Here is a 16,957-nt window from a genome sequence, read left to right on the forward strand (position 1 = left end):
GTCGCTGTTCTGTGGCCAGCGACCATAGGTCAGTTCCAAGGCTTCAGGGGGCAAGCTGTCACCTGTGGATCGGCGTAGCCGGGGTAATCGCGCTCAGGTCCAAATGCCCCTGTTTCAACGGCGGGCACCAGTAGTAGCCACCGGTCAACGGTGTGCTGATGCGATACAAACCATCGACAATCCCGTCTTCCAGGCCACTCATGCGGCGCAGTTGCGCTTCGAATGCATCGAAGGAATGCCCGAACGCGAGAAACATCAGCCCCGCCTGGCCGTTCTCGGCCCATGGCATCGACCGACGCACCACGAAGGCCTCCGGGGTGAAGCTTTCCTGGGCGGTGCGCTTGGTATGGGCAAATTCGGGGGCGTCATCGAGCTCTTCGTTGTCGCCATGGCGGCGGCCGATAATGTGGTCGCGCTCCTGGGCCGGCAGCGCGGCGAAACCGTCGAGGTCGTGCTGCCATTGCTGGATAGCGGCGAAGCTGGCGCCGCTGTCCGTCAGGGCCGCTTCAACGGCCGCGTCGTCGTGTGGATTCTCGGTGCCATCTTCATAGTCGGTCAGGTCGAAACCGGTCTTGTAGCGAAAGCCTTCAGTCATTTGTACCAGGCGCAACGCCGGCGCCAGGGCTTTTTCGAACGCGCGGCTGCGCAGCAACAATTCTCCCCGGTCCACGCCATGCAGCCATACCCACAGGGCCTGCTGGGTGGAGGGGTTATGCGCGCCCGGGCCGCTGAGGGCCGGGAAGTTACGCAAGCCTTCGATGCGTGTACCCAATGCGTGTACCAGCGGCTCACCGAAACCGACCACCGCCGCGCAATCCGTCAACTGCACCAGTGCGTCCAGCGCAGCGGGCAAGGCGTCCAGGGACTCAATGGCAAAAAACAGATGGCGTGCCTGCAACGGCACCGGTGCGGCAAGAATGCCCGGCTGGTACTGACTCATGTGAACTCCTTCAAGAAAGCCGCGCAGTTTATCCCGAAGCACCCGGAATGCGCAGGGGAAAGCGCGCAAGCCTTGCCATAGAGCCCTGGTATGGGCGACTCTCTAGTCATGTTTTGCAACTATTCCAGGGGTAGCGCCATGACCACCAGTAACCTGCTCGCCCAGTTGTTTCCCGCCTCCACCGCCGACATTCCCGAGCCATTTCGCCTGGGCGCGCCGATTGAACAGCGTGATTACCTGGTCGACGGCCAGTTGCGGGTGTGGAATGGCCCGTTAGCGCGCATCCAAAGCCCGGTGCAACTTGGCGATGAACGCGTGCACATCGGCAGCACCCCGCTGCTGGATGCCGAGACCGCCCTTACCGCCCTCGACGCGGCCGTGCGCGCATATGACCGGGGCCAGGGTGAATGGCCGACCCTGCGCGTGGCCGACCGCATCCAGCATGTGGAAGCCTTCCTGCGGCGCATGCGCGAACAGCGCGACGCGGTGGTCAAGCTGCTGATGTGGGAGATCGGCAAGAACCTCAAGGACTCGCAGAAAGAGTTCGACCGCACCTGTGACTACATCACCGACACCATCAACGCCCTCAAGGAACTCGACCGACGCAGCAGCCGCTTCGAACTGGAACAAGACACCCTGGGGCAAATCCGCCGCGTACCGCTGGGCGTGGCGCTGTGCATGGGGCCTTATAACTACCCGCTCAACGAGACCTTCACCACGCTGATCCCGGCGCTGATCATGGGCAATACCGTGGTGTTCAAGCCGGCCAAGCTCGGCGTGCTGTTGATCCGCCCGTTGCTGGAGGCGTTCCGCGACAGCTTCCCGGCCGGGGTGATCAACGTGATCTACGGCAGCGGCCGCGAAACCGTCAGCGCGCTGATGGCCAGCGGCAAGATCGATATCTTTGCCTTCATCGGCACCAACAAAGCCGCCAGCGACCTGAAAAAACTGCATCCAAAACCCCACCGCCTGCGCGCCGCATTGGGCCTGGATGCGAAAAACCCCGGCATCGTGCTGCCCGAGGTCGACCTTGATAACGCGGTCAGCGAAGCGCTCACCGGCTCGCTGTCGTTCAACGGCCAACGCTGCACCGCGTTGAAAATCCTGTTTGTGCACGCGGATGTGGTCGATAGCTTTATCGAGAAGTTCAACGCCAAGCTAGCGACGCTCAAGCCCGGTATGCCTTGGGATGATGGCGTAGCGCTGACGCCGCTGCCGGAAGTGGGCAAGGTGGATTATCTCAACGAACTGGTGGCCGATGCGGCGCGGCACGGCGCCAAGGTTGTCAACGCCGAAGGTGGCAGCAGCCGCGGGTCGTTCTTCTACCCGGCGGTGCTGTACCCGGTGAACCCGCAGATGCGCGTGTACCACGAAGAACAATTCGGCCCCGTCGTGCCGATCGTGCCCTACCGTGACCTGGATACCGTGATCGACTACGTGCTGGACTCGGATTTCGGCCAGCAGTTGAGCATTTTCGGTACCAACCCCGTCGAAGTCGGACGCCTGGTGGATACATTCGCCAACCAGGTCGGCCGGATCAATATCAACGCTCAGTGCCAACGCGGGCCGGACACCTTCCCCTTCAACGGGCGCAAGAACTCGGCCGAGGGCACGTTGTCGGTACATGACGCGCTGCGTGTGTTCTCGATCCGCACCTTGGTCGCGACCAAGTTCCAGGAGAGCAACAAGGCGTTGCTCAGCGATATCCTACGCAACCGTGACTCGAGCTTCATCAGCACCGACTACATTTTTTGAGCGCACCGCGCGCGCTCCCGCAATCGAGGCCCCTTTACTACCGATGAACCTGCCTATGCTCGCCCGGCGCCTGCTGCGCCCCGTGCTCGACCCGTACCGGCGCTATCGCCATGCCAAGCTGATCCACGCGGTACGCGTGTCCATCGGCTTGCTGGCAACGATCCTGCTGACCACCGGCATCAACCTGCCCCATGGTGAGTGGGCGTCGGTGACCATGCTGATTGTGATCGGCGGGTTGCAGCACCACGGCAATATCGGCAAGAAAGCCGTGGAGCGCGCCTACGGTACGTTGATCGGGGCCAGCGTCGGCTTGTTGGTGGTGGTGCAACATGCCTGGCTGGGTATGCCGCTGCTCACCTACTTATTGATGTCGGCGGTGTGTGGGTTCTTTTCCTACCACGCCATCGGCAAGGGCGGCTATATCGCGCTGCTGTCGGCGATCACGGTGTTTATCGTGGCCGGGCACGGCGACAACCCGATCTCGGATGGGTTGTGGCGCACCGTCGACATCCTGATCGGCATCGCGCTGGCCCTGGCGTTTTCCTTCGCCCTGCCGTTGTACGCGGTGTACTCATGGCGCTACAACCTGGCCAGTGCCTTGCGCGATTGTGCAGCGATCTACAGCCGGATCATCAATGGCCAATCGGTCACCGATGACGAACACCTCAAACTCCTCAACCGCTTGAACGCGGCCATGCTGCAACTGCGCTCGCTGATGCCGTCGGTGTCCAAGGAAGTGCGAATTTCCATGACCGAGCTGGATAAACTCCAGCGGCACCTGCGCATGTGCATCAGCACCCTGGAGATTCTTGGCAATACCCGACCGGACCCGCGTGATGAGCAAGCTACCGCACGGATGCGCGTGATGCTCAAGGCCGAGCATCGGCAGACTCGGGTGCAGTTGGTGGGAATGGCACGGGCGTTGAAATCGGGCGTTACGGAGCGTCTGCAACGCCCCCATGCCTCCAGCGGCACCCAAACCACACTGGATGCACCCGTATACAGTGCGCTGGATGGTTATCGATTGTTGACCGTACAACTGGCGGATAACGTGGATCAGATGCGCCAGCGGCTGGCGAAAAGTGCCCCTCGCTGGAAAATCTAGAGAAGGCCGTTGGGTAAATTTGCTCGCATTAACGTATTCACACTTTCTCTTACATATTTTTCACGTTTTATTCACAAGCCGAGACGTAGTGTGAAGCCTCATCCGTTACAAACGTTGCATATCAAGCCCGCCGCCCCAGCGGGCTTTTTTTTGCCCTGGATTTGACCTAGCGCGCAACCTTGCCGGCAGGCGTTATTGCCTGCTCACGAATCGCCCGCTGGGTCTCCAGCACTTTGGCCAAGGCCGTTTCGGCCTCAGCGCTCTGCTGCGGCACACGAATGGCCGCCGATACCAGGGTGATCAACTTGGCCATCACTTCGGCATCCGTCGCCGGGCGCCCGAGGCTCATGGAGTTCATCAGCAGGCGCAATTCAGTGCCGGCCATCACCCCGGAAATCGCCTTGAGCGCAAATTGCAGGCGCACGCCCAGTTCATTGCGTGGCAAATCCGGCAATGCCAGGGCGAACGCCTCGAAGAAACGCTGGAACACCGGCTGGTAATGCACCTTGAGGTATTCCTGGATAAACGGCGAGGTGTCGCTGTACACCCGACCGAGAAAACGGATGAAGGAACGCCCTTCCCCACTGGCTGGATCGCTGCGTTCCAGGCCCATGGCCGGGGCGAACAGCACGCCGAGCAGCGTGTCGCAGTCCAGCGGGCCATCGGACTCGGCCTCGCAACGCGCCAGCAATTCCAGGCGCTGCTCGTTGAGCGGCTCCAGGCGCTGCATCAGCAGGGTTTTCATCAGGGAGTCCTTGTCCCCGAAGTGATAGTTCACCGCAGCCAGGTTGACCTGGGCGCGCTCGGTAATCTGCCGTAATAAAACCGCGTCATATCCGTACTTAATAAAGAGCGCCTCTGTCGCATCCAGCAGTCGAGTCTTGGTAATGTTTGGAGCGCTGAGCTTCTTCGCGGCCATAAGGGTTCCACGGGGGAAATATTGTTTTAAAAAATAATTTGATTTTTTATACCGGGGCCTTCGTTCGAAAGCAAGTAATGACACGGTGCCATATGAGCAAAAGCCTTGCATGCGAGAATATTCACGGCCGCCAACGGATTTTCAACCCTTCTCGAGGCCTGCGCAAACGTCGTCTCAACGCAACAAACCGCTCTACATCCACAGCTGGCGAAGCGGATTGAACGCGGTTACTATTCAAACAATTTTTTAAAAACAAGAAATTAAACTAGTCGGTGACGGCATCGGCAGCCCCGCAAGCTTGTTACAAAGATTTGCAGGGCCACCCAAGACCGTCGAGACTGCAGGCGTAGTCATGATGACCGAGACCCCCGCGCACCCCAGCTTGATTTCCCTGCAAGGCATCGGCAAAAGCTATCAGCTTGCCGGGCAACAGCTGTCGATTCTGAATGACGTGTGCCTGTCCATTGCCAGCGGTGACAGCTGCGGCATCCTCGGCGCATCCGGCTCCGGCAAAAGCACCCTGCTCAATATCCTCGGCCTGTTGGACTTGCCCAACTGCGGCCAGTACCACTTCGCCGGCCATGACATTTTCAACGCCACGGCGGATGAACTGGCGGCGATCCGTAACCAGCAGATCGGTTTCGTGTTCCAGAGCTTCAACCTGCTGCCGCGCCTCAGCGCCCTCGACAACGTCGCGCTCCCCCTCAGTTATCGTGGCGTATCTCGCCATGAATCGGTGGAGCAGGCCTTGCGCATGCTCGAGCAAGTCGGCCTGGCCGAGCGCGCCCACCATCGTCCCGCCGATCTCTCCGGTGGTCAACGCCAGCGCGTCGCCATCGCGCGGGCGCTGGTCGGCAAGCCCTCGGTCATCCTCGCCGACGAACCCACCGGCAACCTCGACAGCAGCACCGCCCAAGACATCATGGACCTGCTCCTCACCCTCAATCGCGAGCAACAGGTAACACTGATCATCGTCACCCACGACGCGCAGATCGCCGAGCGGCTGGAGCGCAAGATCCGGGTGCGCAACGGCGTAGTGCACGAGGACCAGCGCCGATGAGCCTGCGGGTCGAGCAGAGCCTGAGCCAACTGCTGCATGAAGCGTTCATCAGCCTGCGCACCCTGGGCAAACGCTCGGTGCTGGCCCTGCTGGGTATCGTGATCGGCAGTTCATCGGTGGTGGCGTTGATCAATATCGGCCATAACGCCGCGACCGACGCCGCGATGATTTTCAAGGACATGGGCACCGACACCCTGGTCGTCCAGTTCCCGCCCAAAGGCACCAGCAACGTAGCGATGCGCAGCCAGATTGACCTGGAACCGGTGCGCCAGGCTGTGCCGGGCATCGCCCATATCGGCGCGCTCAGCCTGTTCAGCGGGCCCATCGTGTTCCATGGCCGCAGCGCCAATGCCAACTTCGTCGGCAGCACCCCGGATGTACACGCCGCCATGCGCCTGGCGCTGCGCGAGGGGCGTTTCCTGTCCGCCTTCGATGCCAATGAAACCTATGGTGTGATCGGTGACCAGGTCGCCCAGGCGCTCGGCGCACCCGGTGAGCCGCTCAAACTGGGCGACCGCGTGCGCATCAACGACTACCTGTTCCTGATCATCGGCATCCTGCACAACCAGCCCCGCGCGATGCTGATGCCGGTGCAAGCCAATGAATCGCTGTTCATTCCCGTCGAGGGCATGCGGCGTATCCTCGCCAGCCCGCAGATCAACAATGTGATCATCCGCGCCCAGCCTGGACAAGACATGGAACGTGTGGCGCGGGACGCCGCCGCCGCGCTGCAACCGCAATTGACTGAGCACACGGTCGACATCACCGTACCCCAGCAAATGATCGACGGCATGACCCGCCAAAGCCGCACCTTCGCCTATCTGCTGTTGGCCCTCGGCGCGATTTCGCTGGTGGGCGGCGGTGTCGGGGTGATGAATGTGATGCTGATGAACGTATCGGAGCGGCGCCGTGAGATCGGCATTCGCATGGCCCTGGGCGCGCGCCAGCGGGATATCCGCAACCTGTTCCTGCTCGAAGCCGTCACCTTGACCGCCGTCGGCGCGTTGTGCGGCGCGGTACTGGGCATGACCGCCGCCTGGTTCTACGCGTGGCTGTCGGGCTGGGCATTTTCCCTGGCGGTGGCCGCCCTGCCCCTGGGCGTCGGCAGTACGTTGCTGGTGGGTCTGTTCTTTGGCATCTACCCGGCGGTCTCGGCCTCACGGTTGCAACCGGTGGAGGCCTTGCGCGATGAATAAGGGGCTACTGCTGCTGGCGCTGGTCAGCCTGCACGGCATGGCGGCCGACGTGGTCGTCAAACCCTCGGCGCCCAGCAGCACCCGCAGCGGCTATGACCGCGGCGTATCGCTGAACGCCCAGGTGACGACCTTGACCCTGGGCGACGCCGTGTACCTGGGCCTGCGCAACAACCCGGCGATCCGCAGCGCTTACCTGCAGCGGGTCGCGCAGAAGTTCGACCTGCGGGTCGCCGAAGACGTGTTCAACCCCAAGCTCACCCTCAACAGTTATTACCGTGGCACACGCGGTTCCCAGGACAGCGCGCGCAACGCCAACCTCGCACCGTCCACCAGCCTGCTCGGCGAATACGGCACCCGTTTGAGCATGGCCTGGACCCAGCAACTGAACAACGCCGACCGTGCCGGCCGTTACCGCAGCGACGGCCTTGACCTGGCCGTCATCCAGCCGCTGATGCGCGGCGCCGGCTGGGACGCCACCACGGCGCCGCTGCGCCTGTCGCGCCTGGCGGAGCAGGCCAACCGCCTCAACCTCAAGGCTACCGTGGCGCAAACCATCAGCCAGATCATCGCGACCTACCGCGAGCTGCTGCGGGCCCAGGAACAACAGGTGATCGTCCAAGATGCGCTCAAGCGTTCCAACACCCTGCTGGAGGTGAACAAAGCATTGATCAGCGCCGGGCGCATGGCCGAGTTCGAGATCGTGCAGACCGAAGCCGACATCGCCACCCAGCAATTGGGCGTCGAAGAAGCGCAGAACCAACTCGATACCAGTCGCCTGGCCCTGCTGCGCCTGCTGGCCCTGGACCTGTCCACGCCGATTCGCGCCACCGAAGCCCTGGAGGCCAGGCCCATGGAAATCGACAGGCGCCAGGCGTTCAACCTCGCGCAAACCCAGCAACCGGAATACCTCGCCGCGCTGCTGGGCAGCCAGCAAGCCGACCTGAACCTGGTGATCGCCAAGGATTCCGGGCGTTGGCAAGTGGACCTGGTGGCCGGTGCGAATCAGGTGCGCGACGCCTACGATAACGATAACGGCCGTACCAATAACCGCACCTGGGACAGCTACGCCGGGGTACAGGTGCAGATCCCCATCGGTGACATCAGCACGCGCCAGGCAGAAGTACGCGCGCGGGTGAATGTCGAGGACCAGGAAATTCGCATCACCGACGCCCGCCAGGAACTGGAACGCAACGTCAACGACGTGGTGCGCGACCTCGGCACCCGTTGGCGCCAATATGAAATCTCCCAGCGCGCCGTGGAGCTGTCGCGGCGCAAGATCGAGATCGAACGGGAAAAACTCAGCGCCGGGCGCTCCACCAACTTTCAGGTGCTGAGCTTCGAGACTGACCTGCGCAACGCCGAAAACGCGCGCCTCAATGCGCTGATCGCCTATTTGAACGCTCAGACCCAGCTTGACTTGACGCTGGGCATGACCCTGGAAAGCTGGGAAATCGCCCTCAATGACTACTAATCGCAAACGCCTGCTGGGTGCTGGGTTGATCGTGCTGCTGGCAGCGGCGGGGCTGGCCCTGCGCAGCCCGGCCGAAGGGCCGGCCACCCGTGAACAATGGCTGGCGGTGAAGCCCGACCCGCTGGTGCACCAGATCGGCCTGGTGGGCAAGATCGAACCCGACACCACCGTTACGCTCACCGCGCCGTTCGACGGCAATGTCTTGGCCAACCTGGTCGAGCAAGGCCAACGCGTCGAGGCCGGCCAGGTGCTGTTGCGCATGGACCCGGCCACCTTAGAAGTGCAACTGCGCGAAGCCCTTTCGGCCCAGCTCAAGGCCCGGCGCACCGTGCAGGAAATGCAGGACTGGGACAGCAGCGCCGCCGTCAGCCGGGCCCGGCGCAGCCTGCGCACCGCAGAAATGACTGCCGGCAATACCCAGCGCAAACTCACTGAAAGCGAAAACCTGTTCAAGCGCGGCATCATCCCGCGCAACGAGCTCGACGACCTCAAACAACAGACCCAGCAGCAACAGCTGGACCTGACAGCGGCGCGCAGTGAACTGCAACAGGCGCTGGAGCAGGGCAAGGGCGTATACCGGCAGATCGCCGATATGGAGCTGACCAACGCCACGGTCAAATATGACGCCCTGCACACCCTGCTCGAAGGCAAGGAGGTCAAGGCGCCCTTCTCCGGCATAGTGGTGCCCGCGCCCGGCATCAGCACCTCGTCCCAGGGCGGCAGCACTAACAACGCACCGGTACAAGCCGGCAGCAAGGTCAGCCAGGGCCAGGTGCTGTTCGGCCTGGCCAATATCGAGCGTTTGAAAATCGTCGCCAAGGTCTCTGAACTGGACATCAACCAACTGCATCAAGGGCAGGCGGTGGAAGTTATGGGCGATGGGTTTGACGGTGAGCGCCTGACCGGTTCGGTAAGCGTGGTCAGTGGCCTGGCGATCGCCAACGACAGCCAGGGCAGCGCGCAGTTTGCGGTGACCTTGTCGATCCCCAGGCTCACGCCGCAGCAATTGCAGCGGGTGCGGCTGGGGATGAGCGCGCGCTTGACCATTGTGACTTACAACAATGCGCAGGCGATTGTGGTGCCGAGCGAAGCGATCCAGGCGGACATGACCGTGGAATACCGCGAGGCGATGGATAAACCGGTGGAGCGGGTGAAGGTGACGACCGGGCAATCGACGCCCCAGGGCGTTGAAGTGTTTGGCCTCAAGCCCGGGCTGGTAAAGACCTCAAGATAAATGCAGATCCAAATGTGGGAGGGGGCTTGCTCCGATAGCGGTGAATCAGTCACACATGCTTTAACTGACCCTCCGCCATCGGGAGCAAGCCCCCTCCCACATTTAAATTTGTGTGAGCCTGGCGGCCAGTGCTTTAGCCTGAATCGCCACATCGGTCACCGCCGTACTCTCCCACCACATCCCGCGCAATGGCGGGCCCATGGCGAACAGCCGCTCACTCACCTGGCCCTGGGCATCCAGTACCGCGCCAGAAGTGTCCGCTGCAATCCCCAGCGCCAACGGCCCCGGCCGGATCAACCCGCGCTTGAGCAGTTGTTGCGGCAACGGCCTGGCCACGCGGCGCCAGTCGTATTCGATGCCGCTGGAGTTGATCAGCGCCGCTCCGTGCACCTGGGTGAGCGCCTGCTCGCCGCGATGGCGCAGGCGAATCGCCACACCGCTGGCCGAAGGCACCAGCCCCTTGAACGACGCCGCGTGAATCTGCAGGCGTCCTTCTGCATGCAAGCGTTCGACTAACTGCGCACTCAACGGCGGCGAACGGTGGTGATGGCTTTCCCACCATGGCCGCACATGCCGCACGAACTGGCGTTTCTCGCGGTCGCTGGCCTGGCTCCACAACCTCGCGATGTGCACCCGCACCGTGTCCAGCGGCGCCTGCCAATCGATGTCCTGGTCGAGCGCGATGCGGCATTGTCGCCGCACCTCACGCACCAGTTGCCGAGGGCTGCGCAGCCCGTAATCAGCGCCAAGAAAGTCGTCCCAGCCCGGCGGCTGGCGGCGCACATGGGGCAACAGACCATGGCGCGAGAACACCTCGATCGGCCCACGGTGCCCGGCGTGTTCCAGGGACACCACGGCATCCACCATGGTCAGCCCGGAGCCGATGATCAGCACGGTCGCATGCGGGTCGAGCTGGGTCATGGCCTGTACGTCCCACGGGTCCAGCGCCGCAGCGTTCAGTCCGCTGGATTCGGTCTGCGGCGTGCGGGCCGCCGGAAACATGCCGGTGGCCAATACCGCAAAGGTGCCACGCAGGCGTCCGCCGTTATCCAGGGACACCAAGGTGCCGGCAGCCTCAACCTGTAAGTCGACCACCTCTGCACGGACATGCTCGACCGTGGAAGCCGACAGCGCCTTGGCCTCAGCCAGGCGCTGCTGCGCGTACAGGCCAAAAATCCCGCGAGGCGGGAACAGCTCGCTGATGGGCACCGGCTGCTGCGCCGCCTGCGGCCACCCCCCGGCGTCGATGTAGGCGGTGAGCCATTGGGTCAGGTCATCGGCATTGTCCGGGTCGACACTCATGCGCGCCGCATTGCCGTTCAAGGTGTGGCCCAGCTCGACCGCACTGTAGGCCTCGCCCCGCCCCAGTTCCGCGCGCGGCTCAATCACCAGGATGCGCCGCCGGCCTGGCAGGCGCAGCAACTGCACCGCCAGCATCGTACCGCTCAGGCCGCCGCCGACGATCAGTACATCAGCGTTGCGGATGGATTCACTCATGCACGTTCGCCCTTAGCGTTTACCCAGATAAATGTCATGCAAATCACCCCGTGCCAACAGCTCGGCGGCACTGCCACTCAGCACCACTCGCCCAGTATCCAGCACGTAGCCCTGGGACGCATAGGTGAGCGCGACGTTGATATTCTGCTCGGCGATCAGAAAGCTCACCTGCTCGTCGCGGTTGAGCTGCGCAATGATCGCGAAGATCTCCTGCACGATCATCGGTGCCAACCCCATCGATGGCTCGTCGAGCAGCACCAACGCAGGACGGGTCATCAACGCCCGGCCAATGGCGACCATCTGCTGCTCGCCCCCGGAGGTCAGCCCGGCGCGGGTGTGGCGCTTGGTCTTGAGCCTGGGGAACCAGGTGTAGATTCGCTCCAGGTCGCTGGCCAGTTCCTTGCGACTCAAGCGCCGCACGAAGCCGCCGCTGCGCAGGTTGTCTTCCACCGTGAGCTGGCCGAACACATGGCGGCCTTCCAGCACATGCACCATACCCTGGCGCACGCGCTGGCTGGGGTCCACACCCGCCAGGTCGTGGCCGGCGTATTCGATGCGGCCACGACTGACTTCGGCGCGCTCGGCCCGCACCAACCCGGAAATGGCCTTGAGGGTGGTGCTCTTGCCGGCGCCATTGGCGCCGAGCAACGCAACGATGGCGCCCTTGGGCACACTCAGCGACACCCCGGCCACCGCCAGGATCGCACCGTCATAGATCACCTCGATGTCGTCGACCGTCAGCAACGCCGGGCGCCCTGGCTCGATGGCAGGCTGATTCATGGTTTATTCATCCCCGTTGCAGGTGCGTGGCGTCAGGTGTTTTTCCTTGGCGAACGCGGCGGACTTTTCATCGATCAGCGGACGCAACAGCGCACGGTCGGCGGCGATCCAGTCGCTGATCAGCGCCCAGTTGGCACCGTCCCACTGCTGCACCCGCGCCGAGCCGCCGCCCTCGTGGTCGCGGCAGGACAGCTTGAGGTTCTGCATCAGGCCCAGGTAGCCCATGTCTTTGAGGCGCGCATCGTCGATATTCAGGTGTTCCAGGCCCCAGCGACCCTCTTCGCCATTGAGCGGGCGCTTGCCGAAGCGGGCCTGGCCCGTGCGGATCGCCTCCACCGCCACAGCGGCGTTCACCAGGCCTGAGTTGTAGTAAACACTGCCGAAGTTTTTCAGGTCCTTGAGGTCGCTGTGGCCCTTGTCGAGGACGTATTGCTTGAGGCGTTTGTGGATCTCGAAGTCGCTGCCTGCCGGGTACGGCGTAAGCGCCAGGTAGCCTTTGGCGGCGACGCCGGCGGGTAACACGTCTTCGCTGGAACTGGCCCAGATATCGCCGATGATATGGTCGACCGGGAAGCCGAAGCGCGCCGCCGTCTTCACCGCCACCGGGGTCGACACGCCCCAGGTGCGCAGGAATACCCAGTCCGGATTCGCCTGGCGGACCTGGCGCCACTGCGCCGACTGCTCGTTGCCGGGGTCGGCCACCGGGATCTGGATATTTTCAAAACCGTATTTTTCGGCAAGCAGCTTCAACGGGCCGAGGGTTTCGCGACCGTAGGCCGAGTCGTGATAGACCGTGGCTATCTTCTTGCCCTTGAGTTTGTCAAAGCCGCCTTCGCGCTCGGCGATGTAGTTCACCAGGGTCGAGGCCTCGCTGTAGAAGGTCAGCATCACCGGAAAGTTGTAGGGAAACACCGTGCCGTCGGTGGCTTCGGTGCGCCCGTAACCCAAGGTGATCAGCGGGATCTTGTCCACTTCCGCCCGTTCACTGAGGGCGTAGGCCGCCGGCGCGCCGTTGGGCTGGTACACCGCGACCGGCGCGCCGTCCAAGCCATTCTTGAAGCGCTCGTAGCACTCGATGCCCTTCTCCGCCGTCCATTCGGTCTCGCACTCCTGCCACACCAGCTTCACGCCGTTGATGCCGCCTTCGACTTCATTGATATAGCGCAGGTAGTCGATCATCCCGGCCCACACCTGCACGCCGCTGGAGGCATAGGCGCCGACCCGGTAGGTGGCCAGGGGAATGAATTGCTGGTCGGGCGAAGCCATGGCCTGGGGCACGGCGCCGGTCAAGGCCGCCAGCGCGAATGCGGTGCCGACCAGGGAACGTTTCAGGGATGCACGCATGGAGATTCTCTTGAGGGAAGGTTAGAAGCGCAGCGGCCACTGCCGCAGACGCTCACGCAGGTTGTGCAACAGGCGAATCAGGCCCTCGGGTTCCTTGATCAGGAACACGATGATCAACACGCCAAAGATGATTTTCTGCAGGTTCTGCAACTGCCCCGCATCCACCGCGCCGCCGAACAGCGCCTGCCCGGCGTGGCTGAGCAGAATCGGCAGCAAGCTGATAAAGGCCGCGCCCACGAAGTTGCCGGCGATGCTGCCCATGCCACCGATAATGATGATGAACAGGATCTGGAACGAGCGGTTGATATCGAAACTGCTGGCACTGGCCGTGCCCAGGTAGGCGAAGGCCCACAGCGCACCGGCCACGCCTAAATAGAACGAGCTGATCGCGAACGCCAGGCGCTTGTAGCGCACCACCGGAATGCCGACCACGGCGGCCGCGGTGTCCATGTCGCGGATCGCCATCCAGTTGCGCCCCACCTGGCTGCGCACCAGGTTGACGGCGGTCCAGGTCAACAGCAGCACCGTGACCAGGGTCAGCCAGTAGCGGCCCAACGGGGTATTGAGGTCGTGGCCGAACAGCGTCAGCTGCGGGGCGGAAATCGTCCCGGAGGAGCCATAGTTGTAGAACCAGGGGAATTTGACGAATAGCCACTCAAGGAAAAACTGCGCCGCCAGCGTCGTCACCATCAGGTAGAAACCCTTGATCCGCGAGCTGGGCAGGCCGAACAACAGGCCCACCAGCGCGCTGATAATCCCGCCGCCGAGCAACGCCACTGGCAAGCCCAACTCCGGCAGGCGCAGTAGAAAACCGTAGGTGGCGAAGGCCCCGACCGCCATGAAGCCCGCCGCGCCGACCGATGTCTGCCCGGTGTAACCGGTGAGCAGGTTCAGGCCCAACCCGGCCAGCGACAGCACCAGAAACGGCACCAGAATCGCATTGAGCCAATAATCATTGCCCCACAGCGGTACCGCGATAAACGCCAGCGCCAGCCAGGCGAACAGGCCCCAGGGCAAGCGACGCGGCACCAGCAGCAGCGGCGCGGTGGGTTGTGCAACAGAGGTCGACATGGCTTCAGACTCGCTCGATAGCGCGCTCGCCAAACAGGCCGGCGGGACGGATATACAGGAAGGCCAGGGCCACGACATAGGCGAACCACGGCGTGATGCCGCCGCCGATCCACGGGCCGATATACACCTCGGCGAGGTTCTCCGCCGCGCCGACAATCAGCCCGCCGACAATCGCCCCGCCAATCGAGGTGAAGCCGCCGATGATCAGCACCGGCAAGGCCTTGAGCACCACCAGCGACAAGGAGAATTGCACGCCCTGACGCGCGCCCCACAACAGCCCGGCCACCAGCCCGACGATGCCGGCCACTGCCCAGACGATCTGCCAGATGCGGTTGAGGTTGATGCCAATGGACAACGCCGCCGTGGTGTCATCCGCCACCGCGCGCAACGACACACCGATACGGGTCTTGTTGAACAGCAGCGCGAGCACCGTCACCAGCACCACGGCGGTGGCCGCAGCGATCAGGTCGAACTGGCTGAGCATCAGCGGGCCGACGAACAGCGGCACGTCATCGATGCCCAGGTCCAGCGCGCGCACCTGCGAGCCCATCAAGCCTTGCGCCAGGCCCTCGATGATGAATGACAGGCCGAGGGTGGCCATGAACAGGGTGATCTGCGAACGGTTCACCAGCGGCCGCAGCACCAGGCGTTCGATGAGCAAGGCGCCGACGACCATCACGATCACTGTCAGCAGCAACGCCAAGGCAAACGGTACGCCCTGGTCATGCAGGCTGACGAATGTCAGCGCGGCAAACAGCAGCATCGCGCCCTGGGCAAAGTTGAACACGCCACTGGCCTTGTAGATCAGCACAAAACCGATGGCGACCAGCGAATACAAGGTGCCGGCGAGCAGGCCGCCGAGCAGGGTTTCGAAGAAGAAGGTCATCAATGTGTCACTCCCAGGTAGGCCGCAATCACCTCGGGATTAGCCTGCACCTCGGCGGGTGTGCCGTCGCCGACCTTGCGCCCGTAATCGAGTACCACCACATGGTCGGACAGGCCCATGACCACACCCATGTCGTGCTCGATCAACACCACGGTGGTGCCCAGGTCACGGTTCACGTCGGCGACGAAGCGCGCCATTTCCTGTTTTTCCTCGGCGTTCATCCCGGCCATGGGCTCATCCAGCAACAACAGGCTGGGCCCGGCGATCAACGCTCGGCCCAGTTCCACGCGCTTTTGCAAGCCATAGGACAGGTTGCCCACCAGCACCTCGCGATGGGCTTGCAACTCCAGGAAGTCCAGGATGCCCTGGGCGCGCTCACGGAACGCTTCGGCTTCACGCCGCGCGCGGGGCAAGCCGAGGGCCTGTTCGATGAAGGTGCTGCGCATATGCCGCGACAGGCCGGTGAGAAGGTTGTCCAGCACGCTCATTTTCTTGAACAGCGCATTGTTCTGGAACGTACGGCCAATGCCTCTGCGCGCAGCGCTCAGCGGGTCGATGCGATGCAAGCGTTGCGCCTCGAACAGGATCTCGCCGGCATCGAAGCGATACACACCATTGAGCACGTTAAGCAGCGAGCTTTTGCCGGCGCCGTTAGGGCCGATCAGCGCGCAGATCTCACCGCGCCGCACCTCGAAAGACAACGCGTTGATGGCCTTGACGCCTTTGAACGACAGCGAAATATCACGCACTTGGAGAATTGCCTGGCTCATGCGATGTCCCGTTTGAATTCGGCCAGCCAGGTAGGCTCGGCAGTGGCTTTAAGTGGCTGCCAGATATAGCCCAGGCGCTGGAAGCCCAGCAGCGTACGCACACGATTTTTCAACAACCGGCGCAGGCCGCTTTGGGGATGGGCGATGGCCCAGTCACACAGGCGTCGGCGCCAGGTGCCGCGGGGGGCAAGGCGGTTTTCGATGTCGTCGGCCAGGTGCTGCAAGCGTTCGGGCGACAGCAGCAGACCGGTGGGGGCGACTTCGCTGCGGTCGCGCCGCGCCGAGGCCAGGGTCTCCGGGAAGGCCAGGCCGTGGCCGCTGTTCAGCCATTGTTCCAACACCACGGCGAGGCCACCTTGCCAGTGGGTGCCCTCCTCGCTCCACAGCAGAGTTTCGCCGCTGGGGTGCCACCAGCGGCTGATGCGTTGCGCGGGGTCTACGGGGCCAAGCAACTGGACGAAGTCCAACCGTCGGGTGAACTCCCAATCGGGTTGGCGCCCCTGCACGTAGGCGTGGCTGGGGCGAATGCGCCACAGCTGCTGCTGCAAGGCCTGGGGCTCCAGGCTGTCGGCCAGCGTCAGCACCTGCCCGCCCACGGATTGGGCGGCCAGCGCCAGCAACAATAGGTTCGGCTCGAATGCGCCGCTGAGTGCCAGCCGCGACTGTTCGCTGAAGCCCTGCTGGCGCAAGCCGTCAGCCACGCGTTCGACGTCGCGCAACGCGTCGATCCAGCGCCAGGCATGCCATTGGCCCTGGCGCTTGTGGCGCAGGGCGATGTGCAACGGCGTGAGCTGTGCCCAGTGGTGCAGGCGTTCCAGGGCGGCTTTGGGTTCGGGCACGCTCATAGGGGTGATGCTCCTATCAGGGGTGGGCGTGCGGTGGTCCGCTGGCTGGGTTCTATCAAACAAAGAAGATCAAAATGTGGGAGG

At 63.1% G+C, this 16,957-nt stretch carries 15 protein-coding genes; 6 read left to right on the top strand and 9 right to left on the bottom strand.

Annotation, left to right across the window (positions count from 1 at the left end; all coding sequences use genetic code 11):
• Positions 1–58: 58 nt before the first annotated feature.
• Positions 59–940 carry a Dyp-type peroxidase gene (locus C4J88_RS16455; protein WP_124407562.1) on the bottom strand — a complete coding sequence of 294 codons (882 nt, stop codon included), beginning with the start codon at positions 938–940 and terminating at the stop codon, positions 59–61.
• A gap of 138 nt (positions 941–1,078) precedes the next feature.
• Here C4J88_RS16455 and C4J88_RS16460 point away from each other — a divergent pair, with 138 nt between their 5' ends.
• On the top strand, positions 1,079–2,695 hold the full coding sequence (locus C4J88_RS16460; protein ID WP_124407563.1) for an NADP-dependent glyceraldehyde-3-phosphate dehydrogenase: 1,617 nt from the start codon (positions 1,079–1,081) through the stop codon (positions 2,693–2,695).
• Between the two features lie 43 nt (positions 2,696–2,738).
• Entirely contained in the window at positions 2,739–3,800 is a 1,062-nt protein-coding gene (locus tag C4J88_RS16465) for an FUSC family protein (protein WP_124407564.1), read from the top strand.
• A 166-nt stretch (positions 3,801–3,966) separates the two neighbouring features.
• On the opposite strand, the gene C4J88_RS16470 is transcribed toward C4J88_RS16465, so the two are convergent.
• Positions 3,967–4,719: a TetR/AcrR family transcriptional regulator gene (locus tag C4J88_RS16470; protein ID WP_124407565.1), complete on the bottom strand. Its 753-nt coding sequence runs from the start codon at positions 4,717–4,719 to the stop codon at positions 3,967–3,969.
• A 352-nt stretch (positions 4,720–5,071) separates the two neighbouring features.
• On the opposite strand from C4J88_RS16470, the gene C4J88_RS16475 reads away from it, so the two are divergent.
• From C4J88_RS16475 to C4J88_RS16490, 4 genes are read left to right on the top strand one after another with little or no spacing between them, the layout of a single operon-like run.
• Positions 5,072–5,779 carry an ABC transporter ATP-binding protein gene (locus C4J88_RS16475; protein WP_124367435.1) on the top strand — a complete coding sequence of 236 codons (708 nt, stop codon included), beginning with the start codon at positions 5,072–5,074 and terminating at the stop codon, positions 5,777–5,779.
• The gene (locus C4J88_RS16480; protein ID WP_124367436.1) at positions 5,776–6,975 is read left to right on the top strand and encodes an ABC transporter permease; all 1,200 of its coding nucleotides are present in this window, start codon (positions 5,776–5,778) and stop codon (positions 6,973–6,975) included. The genes C4J88_RS16475 and C4J88_RS16480 overlap by 4 nt, the downstream gene beginning before the upstream one ends.
• Complete coding sequence (locus tag C4J88_RS16485) at positions 6,968–8,446, top strand: TolC family protein (RefSeq protein ID WP_124407566.1); 1,479 nt, start codon at positions 6,968–6,970, stop codon at positions 8,444–8,446. Before C4J88_RS16480 ends, C4J88_RS16485 begins: the two co-directional genes overlap by 8 nt.
• Positions 8,436–9,680 (top strand): efflux RND transporter periplasmic adaptor subunit, encoded by a 1,245-nt coding sequence (locus tag C4J88_RS16490; RefSeq protein WP_124407567.1) that lies wholly within the window; start codon positions 8,436–8,438, stop codon positions 9,678–9,680. The genes C4J88_RS16485 and C4J88_RS16490 overlap by 11 nt, the downstream gene beginning before the upstream one ends.
• Before the next feature lie 102 nt (positions 9,681–9,782).
• On the opposite strand, the gene C4J88_RS16495 is transcribed toward C4J88_RS16490, so the two are convergent.
• The 7 genes from C4J88_RS16495 to C4J88_RS16525 are packed head-to-tail and all read right to left on the bottom strand — an operon-like array spanning position 9,783 to position 16,873.
• Positions 9,783–11,177 carry an FAD/NAD(P)-binding protein gene (locus C4J88_RS16495; RefSeq protein ID WP_124407568.1) on the bottom strand — a complete coding sequence of 465 codons (1,395 nt, stop codon included), beginning with the start codon at positions 11,175–11,177 and terminating at the stop codon, positions 9,783–9,785.
• A 12-nt stretch (positions 11,178–11,189) separates the two neighbouring features.
• The gene (locus tag C4J88_RS16500; RefSeq protein WP_124371088.1) at positions 11,190–11,957 is read right to left on the bottom strand and encodes an ABC transporter ATP-binding protein; all 768 of its coding nucleotides are present in this window, start codon (positions 11,955–11,957) and stop codon (positions 11,190–11,192) included.
• Between the two features lie 3 nt (positions 11,958–11,960).
• Positions 11,961–13,301 (bottom strand): ABC transporter substrate-binding protein, encoded by a 1,341-nt coding sequence (locus C4J88_RS16505; RefSeq protein ID WP_124407569.1) that lies wholly within the window; start codon positions 13,299–13,301, stop codon positions 11,961–11,963.
• Positions 13,302–13,322: 21 nt separating this feature from the next.
• Entirely contained in the window at positions 13,323–14,372 is a 1,050-nt protein-coding gene (locus C4J88_RS16510; RefSeq protein ID WP_124407570.1) for a branched-chain amino acid ABC transporter permease, read from the bottom strand.
• Between the two features lie 4 nt (positions 14,373–14,376).
• Positions 14,377–15,258, bottom strand: a complete 882-nt coding sequence (locus C4J88_RS16515; protein ID WP_124367443.1) for a branched-chain amino acid ABC transporter permease — start codon at positions 15,256–15,258, stop codon at positions 14,377–14,379.
• Positions 15,258–16,028, bottom strand: a complete 771-nt coding sequence (locus tag C4J88_RS16520; protein WP_124371091.1) for an ABC transporter ATP-binding protein — start codon at positions 16,026–16,028, stop codon at positions 15,258–15,260. The genes C4J88_RS16515 and C4J88_RS16520 overlap by 1 nt, the downstream gene beginning before the upstream one ends.
• Positions 16,025–16,873, bottom strand: coding sequence for an AMP-binding protein (locus tag C4J88_RS16525; protein WP_124407571.1), 849 nt, complete (start codon positions 16,871–16,873; stop codon positions 16,025–16,027). Before C4J88_RS16525 ends, C4J88_RS16520 begins: the two co-directional genes overlap by 4 nt.
• Positions 16,874–16,957: the final 84 nt, after the last annotated feature.

The organism is Pseudomonas sp. R4-39-08 (genome assembly GCF_003852275.1).
Classification (GTDB): domain Bacteria; phylum Pseudomonadota; class Gammaproteobacteria; order Pseudomonadales; family Pseudomonadaceae; genus Aquipseudomonas.

Excerpts from the sequence above, each read along its gene's own strand:
- C4J88_RS16515 (WP_124367443.1), bottom strand. The coding sequence starts at position 15,258 with ATGACCTTCTTCTTCGAAACCCTGCTCGGCGGCCTGCTCGCCGGCACC.
- C4J88_RS16485 (WP_124407566.1), top strand. The coding sequence starts at position 6,968 with ATGAATAAGGGGCTACTGCTGCTGGCGCTGGTCAGCCTGCACGGCATG.
- C4J88_RS16475 (WP_124367435.1), top strand. The coding sequence starts at position 5,072 with ATGATGACCGAGACCCCCGCGCACCCCAGCTTGATTTCCCTGCAAGGC.
- C4J88_RS16505 (WP_124407569.1), bottom strand. The coding sequence starts at position 13,301 with ATGCGTGCATCCCTGAAACGTTCCCTGGTCGGCACCGCATTCGCGCTG.
- C4J88_RS16470 (WP_124407565.1), bottom strand. The coding sequence starts at position 4,719 with ATGGCCGCGAAGAAGCTCAGCGCTCCAAACATTACCAAGACTCGACTG.
- C4J88_RS16520 (WP_124371091.1), bottom strand. The coding sequence starts at position 16,028 with ATGAGCCAGGCAATTCTCCAAGTGCGTGATATTTCGCTGTCGTTCAAA.
- C4J88_RS16455 (WP_124407562.1), bottom strand. The coding sequence starts at position 940 with ATGAGTCAGTACCAGCCGGGCATTCTTGCCGCACCGGTGCCGTTGCAG.
- C4J88_RS16460 (WP_124407563.1), top strand. The coding sequence starts at position 1,079 with ATGACCACCAGTAACCTGCTCGCCCAGTTGTTTCCCGCCTCCACCGCC.
- C4J88_RS16500 (WP_124371088.1), bottom strand. The coding sequence starts at position 11,957 with ATGAATCAGCCTGCCATCGAGCCAGGGCGCCCGGCGTTGCTGACGGTC.
- C4J88_RS16480 (WP_124367436.1), top strand. The coding sequence starts at position 5,776 with ATGAGCCTGCGGGTCGAGCAGAGCCTGAGCCAACTGCTGCATGAAGCG.
- C4J88_RS16465 (WP_124407564.1), top strand. The coding sequence starts at position 2,739 with ATGAACCTGCCTATGCTCGCCCGGCGCCTGCTGCGCCCCGTGCTCGAC.
- C4J88_RS16525 (WP_124407571.1), bottom strand. The coding sequence starts at position 16,873 with ATGAGCGTGCCCGAACCCAAAGCCGCCCTGGAACGCCTGCACCACTGG.
- C4J88_RS16495 (WP_124407568.1), bottom strand. The coding sequence starts at position 11,177 with ATGAGTGAATCCATCCGCAACGCTGATGTACTGATCGTCGGCGGCGGC.
- C4J88_RS16490 (WP_124407567.1), top strand. The coding sequence starts at position 8,436 with ATGACTACTAATCGCAAACGCCTGCTGGGTGCTGGGTTGATCGTGCTG.
- C4J88_RS16510 (WP_124407570.1), bottom strand. The coding sequence starts at position 14,372 with ATGTCGACCTCTGTTGCACAACCCACCGCGCCGCTGCTGCTGGTGCCG.